This is a genomic window from Streptomyces sp. M92, from assembly GCF_028473745.1.
Classification (GTDB): Bacteria; Actinomycetota; Actinomycetes; order Streptomycetales; family Streptomycetaceae; genus Streptomyces.
In genome coordinates this window covers 6744600-6760724 of record NZ_CP101137.1, presented here as the reverse complement: position 1 = coordinate 6760724, position 16125 = coordinate 6744600, and the positions used below count along the sequence as shown (strand labels likewise).

The following is a 16125-nucleotide window of genomic DNA, read 5'->3' as shown; positions in this document are numbered from 1 at the left end:
CCTGCCGTTAGTCTCGGGGATCATGCGACTGCTGCACACTTCCGACTGGCACCTCGGCCGGGCGTTCCACCGGGTGAACATGCTCGGCGCCCAGGCCGGGTTCGTCGACCACCTCGTCGAGACCGTGCGCGAGCACGGCGTCGAGGCCGTGGTCGTGTCGGGAGACGTGTACGACCGGGCGGTCCCGCCGCTCGCCGCGGTCGAGCTGTTCGACGACGCCCTGCACCGCCTCGCCGGCCTCGGCGTGCCCACGGTGATGATCTCCGGGAACCACGACTCGGCCCGCCGCCTCGGCGTCGGTGCCGGGCTGATCGACCGTGCCGGCATCCACCTGCGCACCGATCCGGCGGGGTGCGGGTCGCCGGTGGTGCTGCACGACGCGCACGGCGAGGTGGCCTTCTACGGGCTGCCGTACCTGGAACCGGCCCTCGTGAAGGCCGAGTTCGGGGTGGAGAAGGCCGGCCACGAGGCCGTGCTCGCCGCCGCCATGGATCGGGTCCGGGCCGACCTCGCCACGCGCGCGCGGGGCACCCGTTCCGTCGTCCTCGCGCACGCCTTCGTCACCGGCGGCGAGCAGAGCGACAGCGAGCGGGACATCACCGTCGGCGGAGTCGCCGCCGTGCCCTGTGGCGTCTTCGACGGCGTCGACTACGTGGCACTGGGCCACCTCCACGGCTGCCAGACCCTCACCGGGCGCGTCCGCTACTCCGGCTCCCCCCTGCCGTACTCATTCTCCGAGGCCGCGCACCGCAAGAGCATGTGGCTCGTCGACCTGGACGCCGACGGCACGGTCACCGCCGAGCGCGTCGACTGCCCGGTGCCGCGCGCGCTGGCCCGCCTGCGCGGCACCCTGGAGGAACTGCTCGCCGACCCGGAGCTCACCCCGCACGAGGAGGCGTGGGTCGAGGCGACCCTCACCGACGCGGTCCGCCCGGCCGACCCCATGGCCCGGCTCACCGAACGCTTCCCGCACACCCTGAGCCTCGTCTTCGATCCCGAGCGCGCGCCGGAGGACCCGGCGGTTTCCTACGCGCGGCGGCTCGCCGGCCGCAGCGACCAGCAGATCGCCGAGGACTTCGTGAGCCATGTGCGCGGCGCCGGACCCGACGACCACGAACAGACCGTGCTGCGGGACGCCTTCGACGCGGTGCGCGCCGACGACACCTTGCGGGAGGTGGCCCGGTGAGACTGCACCGGCTCGACATCACCGCCTTCGGGCCCTTCGGCGGATCGCAGAGCGTCGACTTCGACGACCTGTCGGCCGCCGGTCTCTTCCTGCTCCACGGGCCGACCGGCGCGGGCAAGACCTCCGTCCTCGACGCCGTCTGCTACGCGCTGTACGGCTCGGTGCCCGGCGCCCGCCAGAGTGGCCAGGGCATGACCCTGCGCAGCGACCACGCACCCGTGGGCACCCGCACCGAGGTGCGCCTCGAACTCACCGTCGCCGGACGGCGGCTTCAGATCACCCGGCAGCCGCCCTGGGAGCGACCCAAGCTGCGCGGCAAGGGCACCACCGTCGACAAGGCCCAGACCTGGCTGCGCGAGTACGACGCGGGTACCGGGACCTGGAAGGACCTCAGCCGCTCCCACCAGGAGATCGGCGAGGAGATCACCCAGCTGCTCGGCATGAGCCGCGAGCAGTTCTGCCAGGTCGTGCTGTTGCCGCAGGGCGACTTCGCGCGTTTCCTGCGCGCCGACGCGGAAGCCCGCGGCAAGCTGCTCGGCCGGCTCTTCGACACCCGGCGCTTCGCCGAGGTCGAGAAGCGCCTCGCCGAGCGGCGCCGCGCGACGGAGGCACGGGTGCGCGAGGGTGACGCCGCACTGCTGGCCGACGCCCACCGGATGCAGCAGGCCGCCGACGGGGCCATGGAACTGCCGGAGCTGGCCCCGGGCGAGCCCGGCCTGGCCGAGGCCGTGCTGGGCGCCGCCGCCGTCGCCCGCTCCACGGCCAGGGAGCTGCTGGCCGTCGCCGACAGCCGGCTCGCCGCCGCCGAGTCCGCCCAGGCCGCCGCCGAGCGCAACGTGGGCGACGTACGGGAACTGGACCGGCTGCAGCGGCGGTTCGCCGAGGCGAGGGAGCGGGCGGGGCGGCTGGCCGAGCGGGCCGACGCCCACCGCGCGGCGCAGGAGCGCATGCGGCGCGGCCGGAAGGCCGAGGCGGTGGCCCCGGCCCTGGAGCTGCGGGACGCCGCCGACGCCGCACACCGGCGGGCGGCGGACGCGGAGGCCCGCGCGCGTGCCCTGCTCCCGGACGACCTCGCGGACGCCGGTGCCGCCGGACTCGCCGCCGCCGCGCGCCGGGCGGCCCAGGAGCTGGGCGGCCTCGACTCCGCCCGGCGGGCCGAACAGCGCCTCGCCGGGCTGACCGAGGAGCGGGCCGGACTGGACCGCCAGGAACGCGCCGACGACGAGGCCCTGCGGGAGGCTGAGGCCTGGCTGGCCGGCTGGGAGCCGGCCCGCGACCGGCTCCAGGCACGCGTCACGGACGCCCAGGAGGCCGCGACCCGTGCCGGACAGCTCGCCGAGCGGCGTGACCCGGCCCGGCGCAGGCTGGAGGCCGCCCGTCGGCGGGACCGGTTCGCCCTGGACACAAAGGAGGCGGGGCGGCAGGCGCTCGAATCGGCCGAGCGTGCCGTCGAGGCCCGTGCCCACTGGCTCGACCTCAAGGAACAGCGGCTGGCCGGCATCGCCGCCGAACTCGCCGCCGAGCTCACCGACGGCGCGCCGTGCGCGGTGTGCGGAGCCACCGAACACCCCGCGCCCGCCCGGAAGGTCGCCGGGCACGTCGACCGAGAGGCCGAGGAGCGCGCGCTCGCCGCCCACCAGCAGGCCGAGGAACGCCGCGCGGAGGCCGAGCAGCGCCTGGGCACCGTACGGGAGGCACTGGCCGCCGCCACCGCGGAGGCCGGGGACACGACCACCGAACGGCTGGCCGAGGAGGCCGAGGAACTGGAGCGGCTCTACGCGCGAGCGAGGGCGGCCGCCTCCGGACTGCACGCCGCACAGGAGGAGCTGCGCCGGGCGGAGCAGGAGCGCGAGCGGCGGATCGCGGCCCAGCAGCAGGCGGCCGTACGGACCGCCTCCCGGATCGCCAACCGGGAACGGCTGGAGACGGAACGGGCGGCGTTGGAGGAGGAGTTGGTGCGGGCCCGCGGCACCGCCGGCAGCGTGGCGGACCGGGCCGCGCAACTCGAACGCCGGGCCGCGCTGCTCACCGAGGCAGCCGACACCTCCCGCGCCGCCGAGGACACGGCGCGGCGGCTCAAGGACGCCGACGCCCGCCTGTCCGACGCTGCCTTCCGCGCGGGCTTCGACACCCCGCGCGAAGCCGCTGCCGCGCTGCTCGACGACGACGCCCACCGCGAACTGCAGCGCCGGCTCGACGCCTGGGACGCGGAGGAGACCGCAGTCCGCGCCGTCCTCACCGAGGCCGACACCGCCGCCGCGGCCCAGCGCCCGCCCGCCGACCCGGCCGCGGCCGAACGCGCCGCCGCCGACGCCGGCCGCCGGCTGCGCGACGCCGCCTCGGCCCGCGACGCCGCCGCCCGGCGCTGCGCCGAGCTGGACCGGCTCTCCGACCGTGCCACCACCTCCGTGCACGGCCTCGCCCCGCTGCGGCGGGAACACGACCGCGTCGCCCGCCTCGCCACCCTGACCGCGGGCACCTCGGCGGAGAACGAACGCCGGATGCGCCTGGAGTCCTACGTACTGGCGGCCCGCCTCGAGCAGGTCGCCGCCGCCGCCACCGCCCGCCTGCGGCGCATGTCCTCCGGCCGCTACACCCTCGTCCACTCCGACGACCGGACCGGACGCGGCCGCAGCGGTCTCGGGCTGCACGTCGTCGACGCCTGGACCGGCCGCGAGCGCGACACGGCCACACTCTCCGGCGGCGAGACGTTCTTCGCCTCCCTCGCCCTCGCGCTGGGCCTCGCCGACGTCGTCACGGACGAGGCCGGCGGAGTGCGTCTGGACACCCTCTTCATCGACGAGGGCTTCGGCAGCCTCGACGACCAGACCCTCGACGAGGTCCTCGACGTACTCGACGCACTGCGCGAGCGGGACCGCAGCGTCGGCATCGTCAGCCACGTCGCCGACCTCCGCCGGCGCGTCCACGCCCAACTGGAGGTCGTGAAGGGACGGTCGGGGTCGGTGCTGCGGCAGCGGGGCACCGGCTGAGGAGCCCGGCCGGCCGGGCCGTACTCAGCGGCCCAGCGGCCGGCGGGGGAGCGGCGAGGAGTAGACGACGCTCGTGGTGACCGACCCCAGCGCGCTGATCCGGCCGGACACCTCCTCCAGATGCCGCATCGAACGGGCCGCGACCTTGATGACGAAGCAGTCGTCCCCCGTCACGTGGTGCGCCTCCAGGATCTCGGGCGTGACCGCCACCAGGTCGTGGAACGGCTTGTAGTTGGCGACCGGGTAGCGCAGCCGCACGAAGGCCAGGATCGGCAGCCCCAGCCGCTCCGGGTCGACGACCGCCGCGTACCCCTGGATGATCCCCGCCTCCTCCATCCGGCGGACCCGCTCGGTCACCGCGCTGGCGGACATCGAGACGGCACGCGCCAACTCCGCGTAACCCGCCCGCCCGTTGCGCTGAAGGGCGTCGAGGATGAGCCAGTCGGTGGCGTCCGGGGTATACGTCGTCATCCGCGAGAAGTACCAGTGAATCCCCGGCAGATGCAAGGGCAGGCCGGGGAATCCCACTTCAGGTGATCTGCTCGCCGAGCATAGGTTTGCGGCCAGGAGATCCACCGAGGAAAGGCCGGCAGACCATGACCACCGCCACCACCACGAACCCCGTCCTGCGCGTCGCCCCCGCGCCCGCCGCCGAAGCCGCCGCCTACTTCCGCGCGAGCCTCGCCTTCCACACCGACGTCTCGGACGTCGCCGCCGCGTTCGCGGCCGGCGGCGACCCGGGCTTCGTCCTCGTGGACATCCGCTCCACCGAGTCCTGGGACCAGGGCCACATCCCCGGCGCCGTCCACCTGCCCACGGCGCTCATCGCCGAACAGGCCGGCCGGCTCCTCGACCGCGACGTGCCGGTCGTGACGTACTGCTGGGGTCCCGGCTGCAACGGCGCGACCCGCGCCGCCCTCGCCCTCGCGGAACTCCGCTACCGGGTCAAGGAGATGCTCGGCGGCTTCGAGTACTGGGTGCGCGAGGGGTTCACCCACGAGACGTGGGAGGGTGCCGCGCGCCGCGCCGCCGACCCGCTGACCGTCCCGGTGGACGCGGCCGACTGCGGCTGCTGACGGACGGGCGAACCGCGCCGCGGTGATATTGGCATGCGCACCGGCGGCGCGCCGCCCATCATGGGTGCCCATGCCCCGACTTCCGCACCCCACCCCCGAAGAACTGCGCCGCGACCCCCTGCCCCTGCGCGGCCGGACCGCCCTCGTCACCGGCGCCAGCCGGCGCGGCGGCATCGGCCACGCCGTGGCCCGGCGGCTCGCCGCCTACGGGGCCGGCGTCTACCTGCACCACCACGTCCCGCACGACGCCGCCATGCCCTGGGGTGCCGACCGGCCCGAGGACGTCGCCGCCTCCGTGCGCGCCGCGCTCGGCGACCCGGACGCCACCGTGGTGACCGGCCCCGGCGACCTCGCCGACCCCGCCGCACCGGGCGAACTCCTCGCCACGGCCGCCGAAGCGCTCGGCGGGCGGCTGGACATCCTGGTCGCCAACCACGCCCTCAGCGGCTCCGACGGCACCCTCGACACTGTCGACGCCGCGATGCTCGACGCCCACTGGCAGGTCGACACCCGCTCGGTGCTGCTGCTCGTCCAGGCCTACGCCCGGCACCGTGCCGCGCTGCCGCCCCGCACGCCCGGCGGACGCGTCGTGCTGATGACCTCCGGACAGGACATCGCGGGCGGCATGCCCGGCGAGATCGCCTACGCGCTCCAGAAGGGCGCCCTCGCCTCGATCACCCGCTCCCTGTCCACGGCCCTCGCCGCACACGCGGTCACCGTGAACGCGGTCAACCCCGGGCCCGTGGACACCGACTACATGACCGGCGAGGACTACGACGCCATCGCCGCGCTCTTCCCCGCCGGGCGGTGGGGCATGCCCGACGACCCGGCCCGCCTCGTCGGGTGGCTCGCCACGGACGAGGCGGAGTGGATCACCGGTCAGGTTGTCGACTCGGAGGGCGGCTTTCGGCGCTGAGCGGCTCCGTTCAGAGCCGCGACAGCTCGTCCACCAGGTCGTCCAGGCCCAGCGAACCCTGGGAGAGGGCCGCCATGTGCCAGGCCTTCGCGTCGAAGGCGTCACCGTGCCGCTCGCGGGCCTTCTCCCGGCCCAGCAGCCACGCCCGCTCACCGAGCTTGTAGCCGATGGCCTGGCCCGGGATCGTCAGGTACCGGGTCAGCTCGCTCTCCACGAAGTCCGCCGGGCGGCTGCTGTGCGCGCCGAAGAACTCCTGTGCCAGCTGTGGCGTCCAGCGCTCGCCCGGGTGGAACGGCGAGTCCGCCGGGATCTCCAGCTCCAGGTGCATGCCGATGTCCACGATGACCCGGGCCGCCCGCATCATCTGTGCGTCCAGGTAGCCGAGCCGCTGCTCGGCGTCCGTCAGGAAACCCAGTTCGTCCATGAGCCGCTCCGCGTACAGCGCCCAGCCCTCGGCGTTGGCGCTGACCATGCCGACCGAGGCCTGGTAGCGGGACAGGTCCTCGGCGACGTGCGTCCACTGGGCGAGCTGGAGGTGGTGGCCCGGCACGCCCTCGTGGTACCAGGTGGAGACCAGGTCGTAGACCGGGAAGCGGGTCTGTCCCATCGTCGGCAGCCAGGTGCGGCCGGGGCGCGAGAAGTCCTCCGACGGCTGCGTGTAGTACGGGGCCGCCGCGCTGCCGGGCGGGGCGATCCGCGACTCCACCCTGCGCACTCGCTCGGCGAGTTCGAAGTGGGTGCCGTCCAGCGCCTCGACCGCCTGGTCCATCAGGCCCTGGAGCCAGTCGCGGACTTCGTCGACGCCCTCGATGTGCCTGCCGTGCTCGTCCAGGTGCGCCAGCGCCACCCACGGGGTCTCGGCGCCCGGCAGGATCTTCTCGGCCTCCTGTTTCATCTCGGCGAGCAGGCGGTGGTACTCGGCCCAGCCGTACGCGTACGCCTCGTCGAGGTCCAGGTCCGTGCCGTTGTAGTAGCGCGACCAGCGGGCGTAGCGCTCACGGCCCACCGTGTCCGGGGCACCCTCGATCGCCGGCGCGTACACCTCGCGCATCCAGTCGCGCAGCTCCACCACGGCCGCGGTCGCGCCCCGGGCCGCCTCGTCCAGCTCCGCCCGCAGCGCGTCCGGACCGGCGGACGCGAAGTCCTCGAACCAGCCCCGGCCCTCGCCCGTGTCCGCCCACTCGCCGAGCTGGCCGACGAAGGCGGCGGTCGGGCGCGGCGACGCGTACAGCTTGCGCTCCAGGCCCAGGGCCAGGGACTCGCGGTAGCCCCCGAGCGCCGCAGGAACCGCGCGCAGCCGCCCGGCGATCCGCGCCCAGTCCTCGTCGGTCGCCGTCGGCGTCACGGTGAAGACCTCGCGCACCGAATGCGCGACGGTGCCCAGGTTGCCGACCGAGCGCAGGCCCTCCTCCGCCTCGTGCACGGCGAGTTCGGCGGTGAGCCGCTCGCGCAGCAGCCGGGCGCAGCGCCGCTCCACGTCGCTGTCCCCGCCGGGCCGGCGCTCCGCCTCGTCCAGCCGGGCCAGTGTGGTCCGCGCCAGCTCCGCGAGGGCCTCCTGACCCGCGGGCGAGAGGTCGGGCAGGCGGCTGGAACTCTCCTGGACGCCGAGGAACGTACCGGTGACCGGGTCGAGGGCGATGAGCTCGTCGACGTAGGCGTCGGCGACCTCGCGGGGCAGCGGGCTCTTGGTCTCTGACATGCGGACATCCTCGTACGGATCCCGGTGCCGCGTCAGCCCGCTTTCCCCGGGCCGTCGCCGCGGGCGGCCGGATTTCGCTCAGGGCGTGCCGTCGGGCGCGGCGGGCGGCAGCAGCGGGCCGCACTCCCACTGCTGGAAGATCAGCCGCGTCTCGACGCGCGCGACCTCCCGCCGGGAGGTGAACTCGTCCAGGACCAGTCGTTGCAGGTCCGCCATGTCCGCGACCGCGACGTGGACCAGGTAGTCGTCCGGGCCGGTGAGGTGGAAGACGGTGCGCGACTCCGGGAGCGCCCGGATCCGGTCCACGAACGGCCCGACCAGCTCCCGCCGGTGCGGCCGCACCTGCACCGACAGCAGCGCCTGGAGGCCGCGCCCCAGCCGGGCGGGGTCCAGTTCCAGCCGGTGCCCCAGGATCACCCCGGCCCGCCGCAGCCGGGCCACCCGGTCCAGGCAGGTCGACGGGGCGACCCCGACCTGGGCGGCGAGATCGCGGTAGGTGGTCCGGGCGTCGTTCTGCAGCAGCCGCAGCAGATGAAGATCGACCGGATCCAGTACGACAGAATCCGCCATCGGCCGAACGTACCACGGGTTCCGGTCCCGACAGTCCGGTCGGTGTTCACCCTTCGATCCATGGAATCCGCGCGCACGCACACGTCACCACCCGACGACGTACGCTCCACCGCACCCACGGGCAGGGCACTGGCCACCGAGGCCGTGCACGCCGGCCGCGACGATCTCGCGGCCCGGGGACTGCACGCCCCGCCCATCGACTTGTCGACGACCTACCCGTCGTACGACAGCCGCGGCGAGGCCGCCCGCATCGACGCGTTCGCCACCACCGGCGCCGACCCGGACGGCCCGCCGGTCTACGGACGCCTCGGCAACCCGACCGTCGCCCGCTTCGAGACGGCCCTGGCCCGGCTGGAGGGCACCGAGTCCGCCGTCGCCTTCGCCAGCGGCATGGCCGCCCTGAGCGCCGTCCTGCTGGCCCGCGCCTCGATGGGACTGCGCCACGTGGTCGCCGTACGGCCCCTTTACGGGTGCAGCGACCACCTGCTGACCGCCGGGCTGCTCGGGTCCGAGGTGACCTGGACCGACCCGGCCGGCATCGCCGACGCGCTGCGGCCCGACACCGGCCTGGTGCTCGTGGAGTCGCCGGCCAACCCCACGCTGGCCGAGGTCGACCTGAAGGCCGTCGCCCACGCCTGCGGGTCGGTGCCGCTGCTCGTGGACAACACCTTCGCCACCCCCGTGCTCCAGCGGCCCGCCGAGGACGGCGCCCGGCTGGTGCTGCACAGCGCCACCAAGTACCTCGGCGGGCACGGGGACGTGCTGGCCGGCGTGGTCGCCTGCGACGAGGAGTTCGCCGGGCGGCTGCGGCAGGTCCGCTTCGCCACCGGCGGCGTCCTGCACCCGCTGGCCGGCTACCTGCTGCTGCGCGGGCTGTCCACCCTGCCCGTGCGGGTCCGGGCCGCCTCCGCGAACGCCGCCGCACTCGTCGAGCGGCTCGCCGCCGACCCGCGGGTGGCCCGCGTGCGCTATCCGCGCATCGGCGGCGCGATGGTCTCCTTCGAGGTCCACGGCGACCCGCACGAGGTGATCCGCCGGGTGCGCCTGATCACCCCCGCCGTCAGCCTCGGCAGCGTCGACACGCTCATCCAGCACCCGGCGTCCATCAGCCACCGCATCGTGGACGCCGACGACCGCCGGGACGCCGGGGTCGGCGACCGGCTGCTGCGGCTGTCGGTCGGCCTGGAGGACGTCGAGGACCTGTGGGCCGACCTGGACCAGGCGCTGGGGGAGCCGGCCGCCGGGGCGATCCCGCCGCGGGAGGCGCTGGCGCGGGCCGACTGACGCCTCCCCCGCGGGGGCGGCTCAGCAGTCCTTGCCGATCCGCTCCCCGCGCGGCAGCCGTGCCGCGGCCCGGGCCGCCGGGTCCAGGCGCGCCGTGATCACCAGGGTCCCCTCCTCGATCTGGTAGTCGAGGGGGAGGCCCAGGCCGCGCATCGCGGCGACCATGCCGGTGTTCGACGCCTGCGTCACCGCGTACACGCTCGCGCAGTCCGTCTCGGCGGCCATGGCCACGAGCCGGCCGAGGAGTTCGCCGCCGATGCCCCGGTGCTGCCACGCGTCCTCCACCAGCAGCGCGACCTCCGTCTCGTCCCCGTCCCACAGCAGGTGACCGAGCCCGACGATCCGGCCCGACGCCGTCTGTACGGCGAGGGTGCGGCCGAAGCGCGGGCTGAGCAGATGGCCGAGGTACCGGTCGGCGTCCCCGACCGGGCCGTGGTACCGCATGCCGAGCGTCCGCGCGGAGCAGCGCTCGTGCATCGCCTTCGCCGCCGGGACGTCACGCGTGTCGGCCCGGCGGACGGTGATGTCGCTTCCCTCGGGCAGCGTCAGCACGTCCCGGCCGCGCGGGACGCGCGGACCGAGCCGGGCGTCCAGCTCGACCAGGGCCCGCGCGCGGGCGAACTCGGCCGGGGTGAACGGCAGATACGGCCGCTCCACACTGATCACCCCGCCCTCCGGGGCGCGCAGCCGCAGCACGGTGTCCTCCAGCGAACCCTGCGGCGGCACGTCCCCGGCCGTACCTCGCACGGCCGACGCGGGCAGCGACCGGATGGTGCAGCGGCCCAGCAACTGCCTGAGGGCCAAGGGGAGTTCCGCCGTGTCCTGAGCCGTACGGGCGGCCAGGGCGAGCACCCGGGTCGGGGCGTCCACCAGGTCGTGGGCGTCCGCCCGCTCGGTCCACGTGTCGGCACCGCCGGCCGCCGAGACCACGTCGGTCAGCCCGGACGCCGTCAGTTCGCCGGGAGCACGGAGCAGGAACTCGTCCACCGTGCCCTCGGCCAGCGGGTGCGTCTGCAGGCTCAGGATGTCGACCCGCCGTTCGGCGAGAGCGGCGCAGAGCGCGGCCAGCGACCCCGGCGCGTCGCGCACCGTCGTCCGCATCCGCCACAGAGCGGTGTCGGCGGCGCCGTCACCGGTCGCGGCACGCGTCGCCCCCGCGTCGCCGGGCTCGGCGCCGACCCGGCTCCCGGCCACCGCCGCGGACGGCGGCCGGGAGCCGGTATCGTCCGCCGGCGGTGCGTGTCCGTGGCGCCGTGACCACCGACTCCGGAAGCCCGCCGTGGTCATCAGCGCCGCCACCGATGCCAGCAGCAGCGTCACGGGCACCCCGGGGCCGTGCTCGACGAGGCGGGCCACGGCATCCGTCACTTCGGACATGTCTCGACTCATGCGGCCACTGTGAAGGAACGGTGTTGCGTGATCACGAACGCCCTGTGACGGATGGGTAAAGAAGGCTTCCGGGGGTATTCGCGGCAATTCGCCCAAGGGGCCGGTCGGGTCGCGCACCGGGGGATGACGCCGGTGCGCGACACCACGGACAGGCTACGGGACCTACTGGCCGACGCGGCCCGGCTGGAGCACCTTCGTGAACAGCACCGTGCCGTCCTGCTCGCGCAGACGCACCGTCATCTCGGCACTGTCACCGTCGATCTCGACCTCGCCGAAGAACTGGTAGCCCTCCGCAGGCGAGACGTTGGAGGCGGTCGGTGCCTTCACGAACACCCGCTCCGGGCCGAAGGTCCCGTCCAGGGCGCTGGCCGGGAAGGCACCCGCGTTGAGCGGCCCGGACACGAACTCCCAGAACGGCTCGAAGTCGGTGAAGGCGGCACGCGAGGGCTGGTAGTGCTGGGCGGAGGTGTGGTGCACGTCGGCCGTCAGCCACACCGTGCCGGTGATCCGCCGGTGCTTGACGAAGCGCAGCAGCTCGGCGATCTGCAGTTCACGCCCCAGGGGCGCGCCGGGGTCGCCCTGCGCGATCGCCTCGATGTTCGCCCGCCCCTCGCCGGTGTCGGGCACGACCAGGCCGATCGGCATGTCGGCGGCGATGACCTTCCACACCGCGCGCGAGCGCGACAGCTCCCGCTTGAGCCACTCCAACTGCTCGCGGCCCAGGATGCCCTGCGGGTCAACGCTCTGGTCGCCGGAGGAGTTGGCGTTGCGGTACGTCCGCATGTCCAGCACGAACACGTCCAGCAGCGGCCCCTGGCGCAGCACCCGGTGCACGCGGCCCTCCCGCGCGCCGGGGCGCAGCGTGGAGACCGGGAAGTACTCGGCGAACGCGCGCCGGGCCCGGGCGGCCAGCACGTCCACGCTCTTCTCCGTGTAGCGGCCGTCCGTCTGTGCGATCGTCTGACCCGGGTACCAGTTGTTGCGGACCTCGTGGTCGTCCCACTGGACGACCGACGGCACCCGGGCGTTGAAGCGGCGCAGGTTCTCGTCGAGCAGGTTGTAGCGGAAGTTGCCGCGGAACTCGGCCAGGGTCTCGGCGACCTTGGACTTCTCCTCGGTGGTGATGTTCCGCCAGGTGCTTCCGTCCGGCAGCTCGGCCGTCGCGGCGATGGGCCCGTCGGCGTAGACGTTGTCGCCGCTGCACAGGAAGAAGTCCGGGTCCAGGGCGCCCATCGCGTCGTAGACGCGGTAGCCGCCGATGTCCGGGTTGATGCCCCAGCCCTGGCCGGCCAGGTCGCCGGACCACACGAAGCGCACCGACTCGCGCCGTCGGACCGGCACCGTGCGGAACGTTCCGGGCACCGGCTCGCCGGTGCGGCGCGGGTCGTCCGGGTCGGCGAGGAGCACGCGGTAGTGGATCTGCTCGCCGGGCGGCAGGCCGCGCAGCCGGGTCGTGCCGGTGAAGTCCGTGCCGGCCCCGAGCAGCGGGCCGCGCCATCTGCGCGGGTTGCGGAACGACTCGGTCGCGGACGTCTCGACGATCATCCGGGCCGGCCGGTCGGACCGTACCCACACCAGACCCGAGTGGGAGGTCACGTCTCCCGTCTGCACGCCCCAGCCCGCACCCGGCCGCCCGGAACGCGCGAACGCCGGCGCGGCGCCGAGGGCCGCGGGCAGGGTCAGGGCCGCCGACGCGGCGAGGGAGCCGCGCAGCACGCTGCGGCGGCCGGGCAACGGACGGTGTGACATGGATGCGCCTCCAGGGACTTCCAGGGACGGGATCCGGCCGGTGACGAGGCCAGTGTGCACGGCCAGACCTACTGGTGCGGCGCGGCGGTCACGGAAACTCCGTGTGAACAACCGGCCGCCCGCGCGCGTGGAAGCCCCTCACCCGCCCCGCGTCACACGGCCCTGCCCATCATCTCCACCCCCGCGCGGATCCGGCTCGGTGTCAGGTGCGCGTAGCCCAGCACCAGCCGCACCTCCTTCGCCGCCGCGGCGTCACCATCCGCGCCGTGCGTGTACTCCGCCAGCGAACGCACGGCGACCCCGGCCTCCGTCACGCGCGCGAGGAAGCGCCCCTCGGGGCCGTACCGCTCGGGGAGGGTGGCGATGGCGTGGAGCCCGGCGGCGATGCCGGACACCCGCGAGCCGGGAAAGTACTCCTCCAAGGCGGCCACCAGGGCGTCGCGCCGCTCACGGTAGGCGCGCTGACAGGCGCGCAGTTGGCGGTCGTAGTCGCCGCGTTCCACGAAGCGGGCGAAGAGTGCCTGGTCGAGGGCCGGATGCCCGAGATCCGTGGTGCGCTTGCGCTCGACGACGTCGTTTGCCAGCCACTCCGGAACCAGCAGCCAGCCCAGCCGCAGTCCCGGAGCGAGCGACTTGCTGACCGAACCCGTGTAGGCGACGCGTTCCGGGTCGAGCCCCTGGAGTGCGCCCACGGGGGCACGGTCGTACCGGAAGTCGCCGTCGTAGTCGTCCTCCAGGACGAGGCCGTCCACGGACCGTGCCCAGTCCAGCAGTTCGCCGCGCCGCCGCGCGGAGTAGGCGATCCCGGTGGGGAACTGGTGGGCCGGCGTCGTCACGACCGCCCGGACCCCCGAGTCGTGCAGCGGGCCCAGGGCGAGCCCCTCGTCGTCCAGCGGCAGCGGCACGGTGTCCACGCCCGCCGACGCGTACAGGTCGTCGTGCTGCGGGCTGCCGGGGTCCTCGACGCCCGCGGTACGCACCCCGCGCGCGTGGAGCACGCTCGCGAGCAGCGCCGTCGCCTGCGCCACTCCGGAGACGACCACGAGCCGCTCCGGGTCCGCCACCACGCCCCGGCGCCGGGTGAGCAGTCCGGCCAGCGCGGTCCGCAGCCGGGGCAGCCCGCGCGGGTCGGGATAGCCGAGGCTGTCGTGCGGCAGCTCCGTCAGCACGCCCCGCTGCGCGGCGGCCCACGCCGAGCGCGGGAAGAGCGACAGATCCGGTGTCCCCGGCACGAAGTCGACGCGATCGGCGGGGGAGCGCGGGGCGAGATCACGCGCGCGCGGACGAGCGGCCCGTACGGCGTCCCCCACCCACGTCCCCGCGCCCCGCCCGCTGCGCAGATAGCCCTCGGCCGTCAGCTGCTCGTAGGCCTCCGTCACCAGCCCCCGCGACACCTTGAGGTCGGCCGCCAGGTCCCGGCTGGACGGGAGGCGGGTGCCCGGCGTGAGCCGGCCCGAGCGGACCGCGTCGCGCAGGGCCTCCTGCAGGGCGCGGCCACGCGCGCGTGCCGGTGCCGAGGCGGCGGGCAGCAGCAACTCCCAGGCCGCGCTGGCGGCGGCGGAGCCCAAAGGCCCGCCCGGACCGGTCGACGGCTTCATGAAAGAAGTCCCCCCGAACATCATGTCTGCACCACGTCATCTCAAGCACCCACACTTTACGAGGGGTTGGACCCCTTGGTGCGTAAACCGGGGTGAAGGACCACAGCGAGGGGGCGGGCCGACGTCGCGCCCCGGAATCGTACGCGCAATCCAGGAGCGCCCGTGGACGCCAAGAACCGTTTCGAGACGAAGACCACCTTCGCTCTCTCCCGACTCGAATGGCTGGGCTTTCTCGCCGTATCGCTCGTGCTCGCATTCCAGCACCACACGGAAATCCGCTGGGCCGTCTTCGTGCTGCTGTTCGCGGTGATCGACGTCGTCGGATACCTGCCCGGCGCGATCGCCTTCCGGCGCAGCCCGGACGGACACGTTCCGCGCGGCTGCTACGTGGCCTACAACACGATGCACAGCCTGGTCACAGCGGGTGTCCTGGCCGGGGCGTGGGCGCTGTTCGTCCGACCGGAATGGGCACTGCTGGCCCTCCCGATCCACCTCATGGGCGACCGGGCCCTCTTCGGGAACTCCCTCAAACCCTTCGGTGTCGCCTTCGAGCCGGAAACCACCCCGGAGTTCCGCAGGTTCGAGCAGCGGTACCACTCGGCGGCGGACGCGGGTAAAAGCGCCGCCGCGCGGACTTCCGTGGAGGACGCCGATGCCGTCCGTGCTTGACACACTCGCCGCGCACAGCGACAACCCCAGTTCCTTTCTCGCCCTCAACAGCGGGAACGCCTACTTCCACGACGGCGGGTTCGACGGCGCCTGCGCCTATCGCACCTCGGGCCGCTACGTACTGCAATTCGGCGGCCCGTTCACCGCGCCGGAACACCGTGGACGCCTGCTGGACGCGTTCGCCGCCCACGCCGGCCGCCGTCTGGTCGCCGTGCAACTGCAGCGGGCGGACGCCGAGCTGTACGCGGCGCACGGCTTCACGGTCAACCAGCTCGGGGCGTCGTACGCGGTCGACCTGAGCCGTTTCACGCTGCGCGGTTCACGGTTCGTCCGGCTGCGGAACAAGATCTCGCGCGCCCGGCGGGCGGGCCTGGAGGTCGCCGAGGTCATGGCCGGCGACGACTGCGCCGAACTGGACCGGATCGACCAAGGCTGGCTGCGGGACAAGGGCCGGCACGCCAAGGAGCTGCGCTTCCTCGTCGGCCAGCGCAACGGGAGCCTGCAGAGGCACCGCCGTCTGTTCGTCGGCCGGATCGACGGCGAGACGGTCGGCTACATCAACTACTCGCCGGTCTACGGCAGCCGCTCCGGCTGGCTGCACGACCTCAGCCGGCGCCGCCCCGACGCTCCGCCCGGCGTGATGGAGGCGCTCAACGCCACCGTCATGGAACGGCTGACCGCCGAGGGTGCAGGCTGGCTGCACTTCGGCTTCACCCCGTTCACCGGGCTCGACCCGGAGCACGAACTACCGGGTGCCAGCCGCATGTTCACCCGGTTCACCCGTCTCCTGGCCGAGCGCGGCGACGTGATCTACCCGGCGGCCTCCCAGCTCGAGTACAAGCAGAAGTGGGCCCCGCACGTGGTCCTGCCGGAGTACATCGCCTTCCGCGGCAGGCCCCGCCCCGGTGCGGTCTGGCAGTTGCTGCGCGCCACCAACGCCCTCTGAGCCACCTCGGCCACGGCCGCGCGAGTGCCGCGCCGATTCCGTATTGATCCCAC

General features: G+C 74.2%; 13 protein-coding genes. 7 read left to right on the top strand and 6 right to left on the bottom strand.

Annotation, left to right across the window (positions count from 1 at the left end):
- Positions 1-22: 22 nt before the first annotated feature.
- Both M6G08_RS31170 and M6G08_RS31165 read left to right on the top strand, forming a co-directional pair.
- Positions 23-1186 (top strand): exonuclease SbcCD subunit D, encoded by a 1164-nt coding sequence (locus M6G08_RS31170; RefSeq protein WP_272590477.1) that lies wholly within the window; start codon positions 23-25, stop codon positions 1184-1186.
- The gene (locus tag M6G08_RS31165) at positions 1183-4176 is read left to right on the top strand and encodes an AAA family ATPase (RefSeq protein WP_272590475.1); all 2994 of its coding nucleotides are present in this window, start codon (positions 1183-1185) and stop codon (positions 4174-4176) included. Before M6G08_RS31170 ends, M6G08_RS31165 begins: the two co-directional genes overlap by 4 nt.
- Positions 4177-4200: 24 nt before the next feature.
- Here M6G08_RS31165 and M6G08_RS31160 read toward each other — a convergent pair whose 3' ends face one another.
- Positions 4201-4647 (bottom strand): Lrp/AsnC family transcriptional regulator, encoded by a 447-nt coding sequence (locus M6G08_RS31160; RefSeq protein WP_272590474.1) that lies wholly within the window; start codon positions 4645-4647, stop codon positions 4201-4203.
- Positions 4648-4772: 125 nt separating this feature from the next.
- Between M6G08_RS31160 and M6G08_RS31155 the strand changes: the two genes are divergently transcribed.
- Together M6G08_RS31155 and M6G08_RS31150 are read left to right on the top strand one after the other, a co-directional pair.
- Positions 4773-5252, top strand: coding sequence for a rhodanese-like domain-containing protein (locus M6G08_RS31155; protein ID WP_272590472.1), 480 nt, complete (start codon positions 4773-4775; stop codon positions 5250-5252).
- 70 nt (positions 5253-5322) lie between these two features.
- A complete protein-coding gene (locus tag M6G08_RS31150; protein WP_272590471.1) occupies positions 5323-6168 on the top strand; it encodes an SDR family oxidoreductase in 846 nt (281 codons plus the stop codon).
- A 10-nt stretch (positions 6169-6178) separates the two neighbouring features.
- Here M6G08_RS31150 and M6G08_RS31145 read toward each other — a convergent pair whose 3' ends face one another.
- Positions 6179-7867, bottom strand: coding sequence for a DUF885 domain-containing protein (locus tag M6G08_RS31145; protein WP_272590470.1), 1689 nt, complete (start codon positions 7865-7867; stop codon positions 6179-6181).
- A 78-nt stretch (positions 7868-7945) separates the two neighbouring features.
- On the bottom strand, positions 7946-8437 hold the full coding sequence (locus M6G08_RS31140; protein ID WP_272590468.1) for an Lrp/AsnC family transcriptional regulator: 492 nt from the start codon (positions 8435-8437) through the stop codon (positions 7946-7948).
- Positions 8438-8497: 60 nt separating this feature from the next.
- Between M6G08_RS31140 and M6G08_RS31135 the strand changes: the two genes are divergently transcribed.
- Complete coding sequence (locus M6G08_RS31135) at positions 8498-9721, top strand: trans-sulfuration enzyme family protein (protein ID WP_272590467.1); 1224 nt, start codon at positions 8498-8500, stop codon at positions 9719-9721.
- A gap of 21 nt (positions 9722-9742) precedes the next feature.
- Here the strand turns inward: M6G08_RS31135 and M6G08_RS31130 are convergent, their stop codons facing one another.
- The 3 genes from M6G08_RS31130 to pdxR form a co-directional block, all read right to left on the bottom strand.
- On the bottom strand, positions 9743-11098 hold the full coding sequence (locus M6G08_RS31130; protein WP_272591483.1) for a GNAT family N-acetyltransferase: 1356 nt from the start codon (positions 11096-11098) through the stop codon (positions 9743-9745).
- A gap of 174 nt (positions 11099-11272) precedes the next feature.
- The gene (locus M6G08_RS31125) at positions 11273-12859 is read right to left on the bottom strand and encodes an alkaline phosphatase D family protein (protein WP_272590466.1); all 1587 of its coding nucleotides are present in this window, start codon (positions 12857-12859) and stop codon (positions 11273-11275) included.
- A 152-nt stretch (positions 12860-13011) separates the two neighbouring features.
- Positions 13012-14457 (bottom strand): MocR-like pyridoxine biosynthesis transcription factor PdxR, encoded by a 1446-nt coding sequence (pdxR, locus tag M6G08_RS31120; protein ID WP_272590465.1) that lies wholly within the window; start codon positions 14455-14457, stop codon positions 13012-13014.
- A gap of 162 nt (positions 14458-14619) precedes the next feature.
- Here pdxR and M6G08_RS31115 point away from each other — a divergent pair, with 162 nt between their 5' ends.
- Both M6G08_RS31115 and M6G08_RS31110 read left to right on the top strand, forming a co-directional pair.
- The gene (locus tag M6G08_RS31115) at positions 14620-15126 is read left to right on the top strand and encodes a hypothetical protein (RefSeq protein ID WP_272590464.1); all 507 of its coding nucleotides are present in this window, start codon (positions 14620-14622) and stop codon (positions 15124-15126) included.
- Positions 15110-16072 carry an MprF family protein gene (locus tag M6G08_RS31110; protein WP_272590463.1) on the top strand — a complete coding sequence of 321 codons (963 nt, stop codon included), beginning with the start codon at positions 15110-15112 and terminating at the stop codon, positions 16070-16072. The genes M6G08_RS31115 and M6G08_RS31110 overlap by 17 nt, the downstream gene beginning before the upstream one ends.
- The last annotated feature ends 53 nt before the right edge of the window (positions 16073-16125 follow it).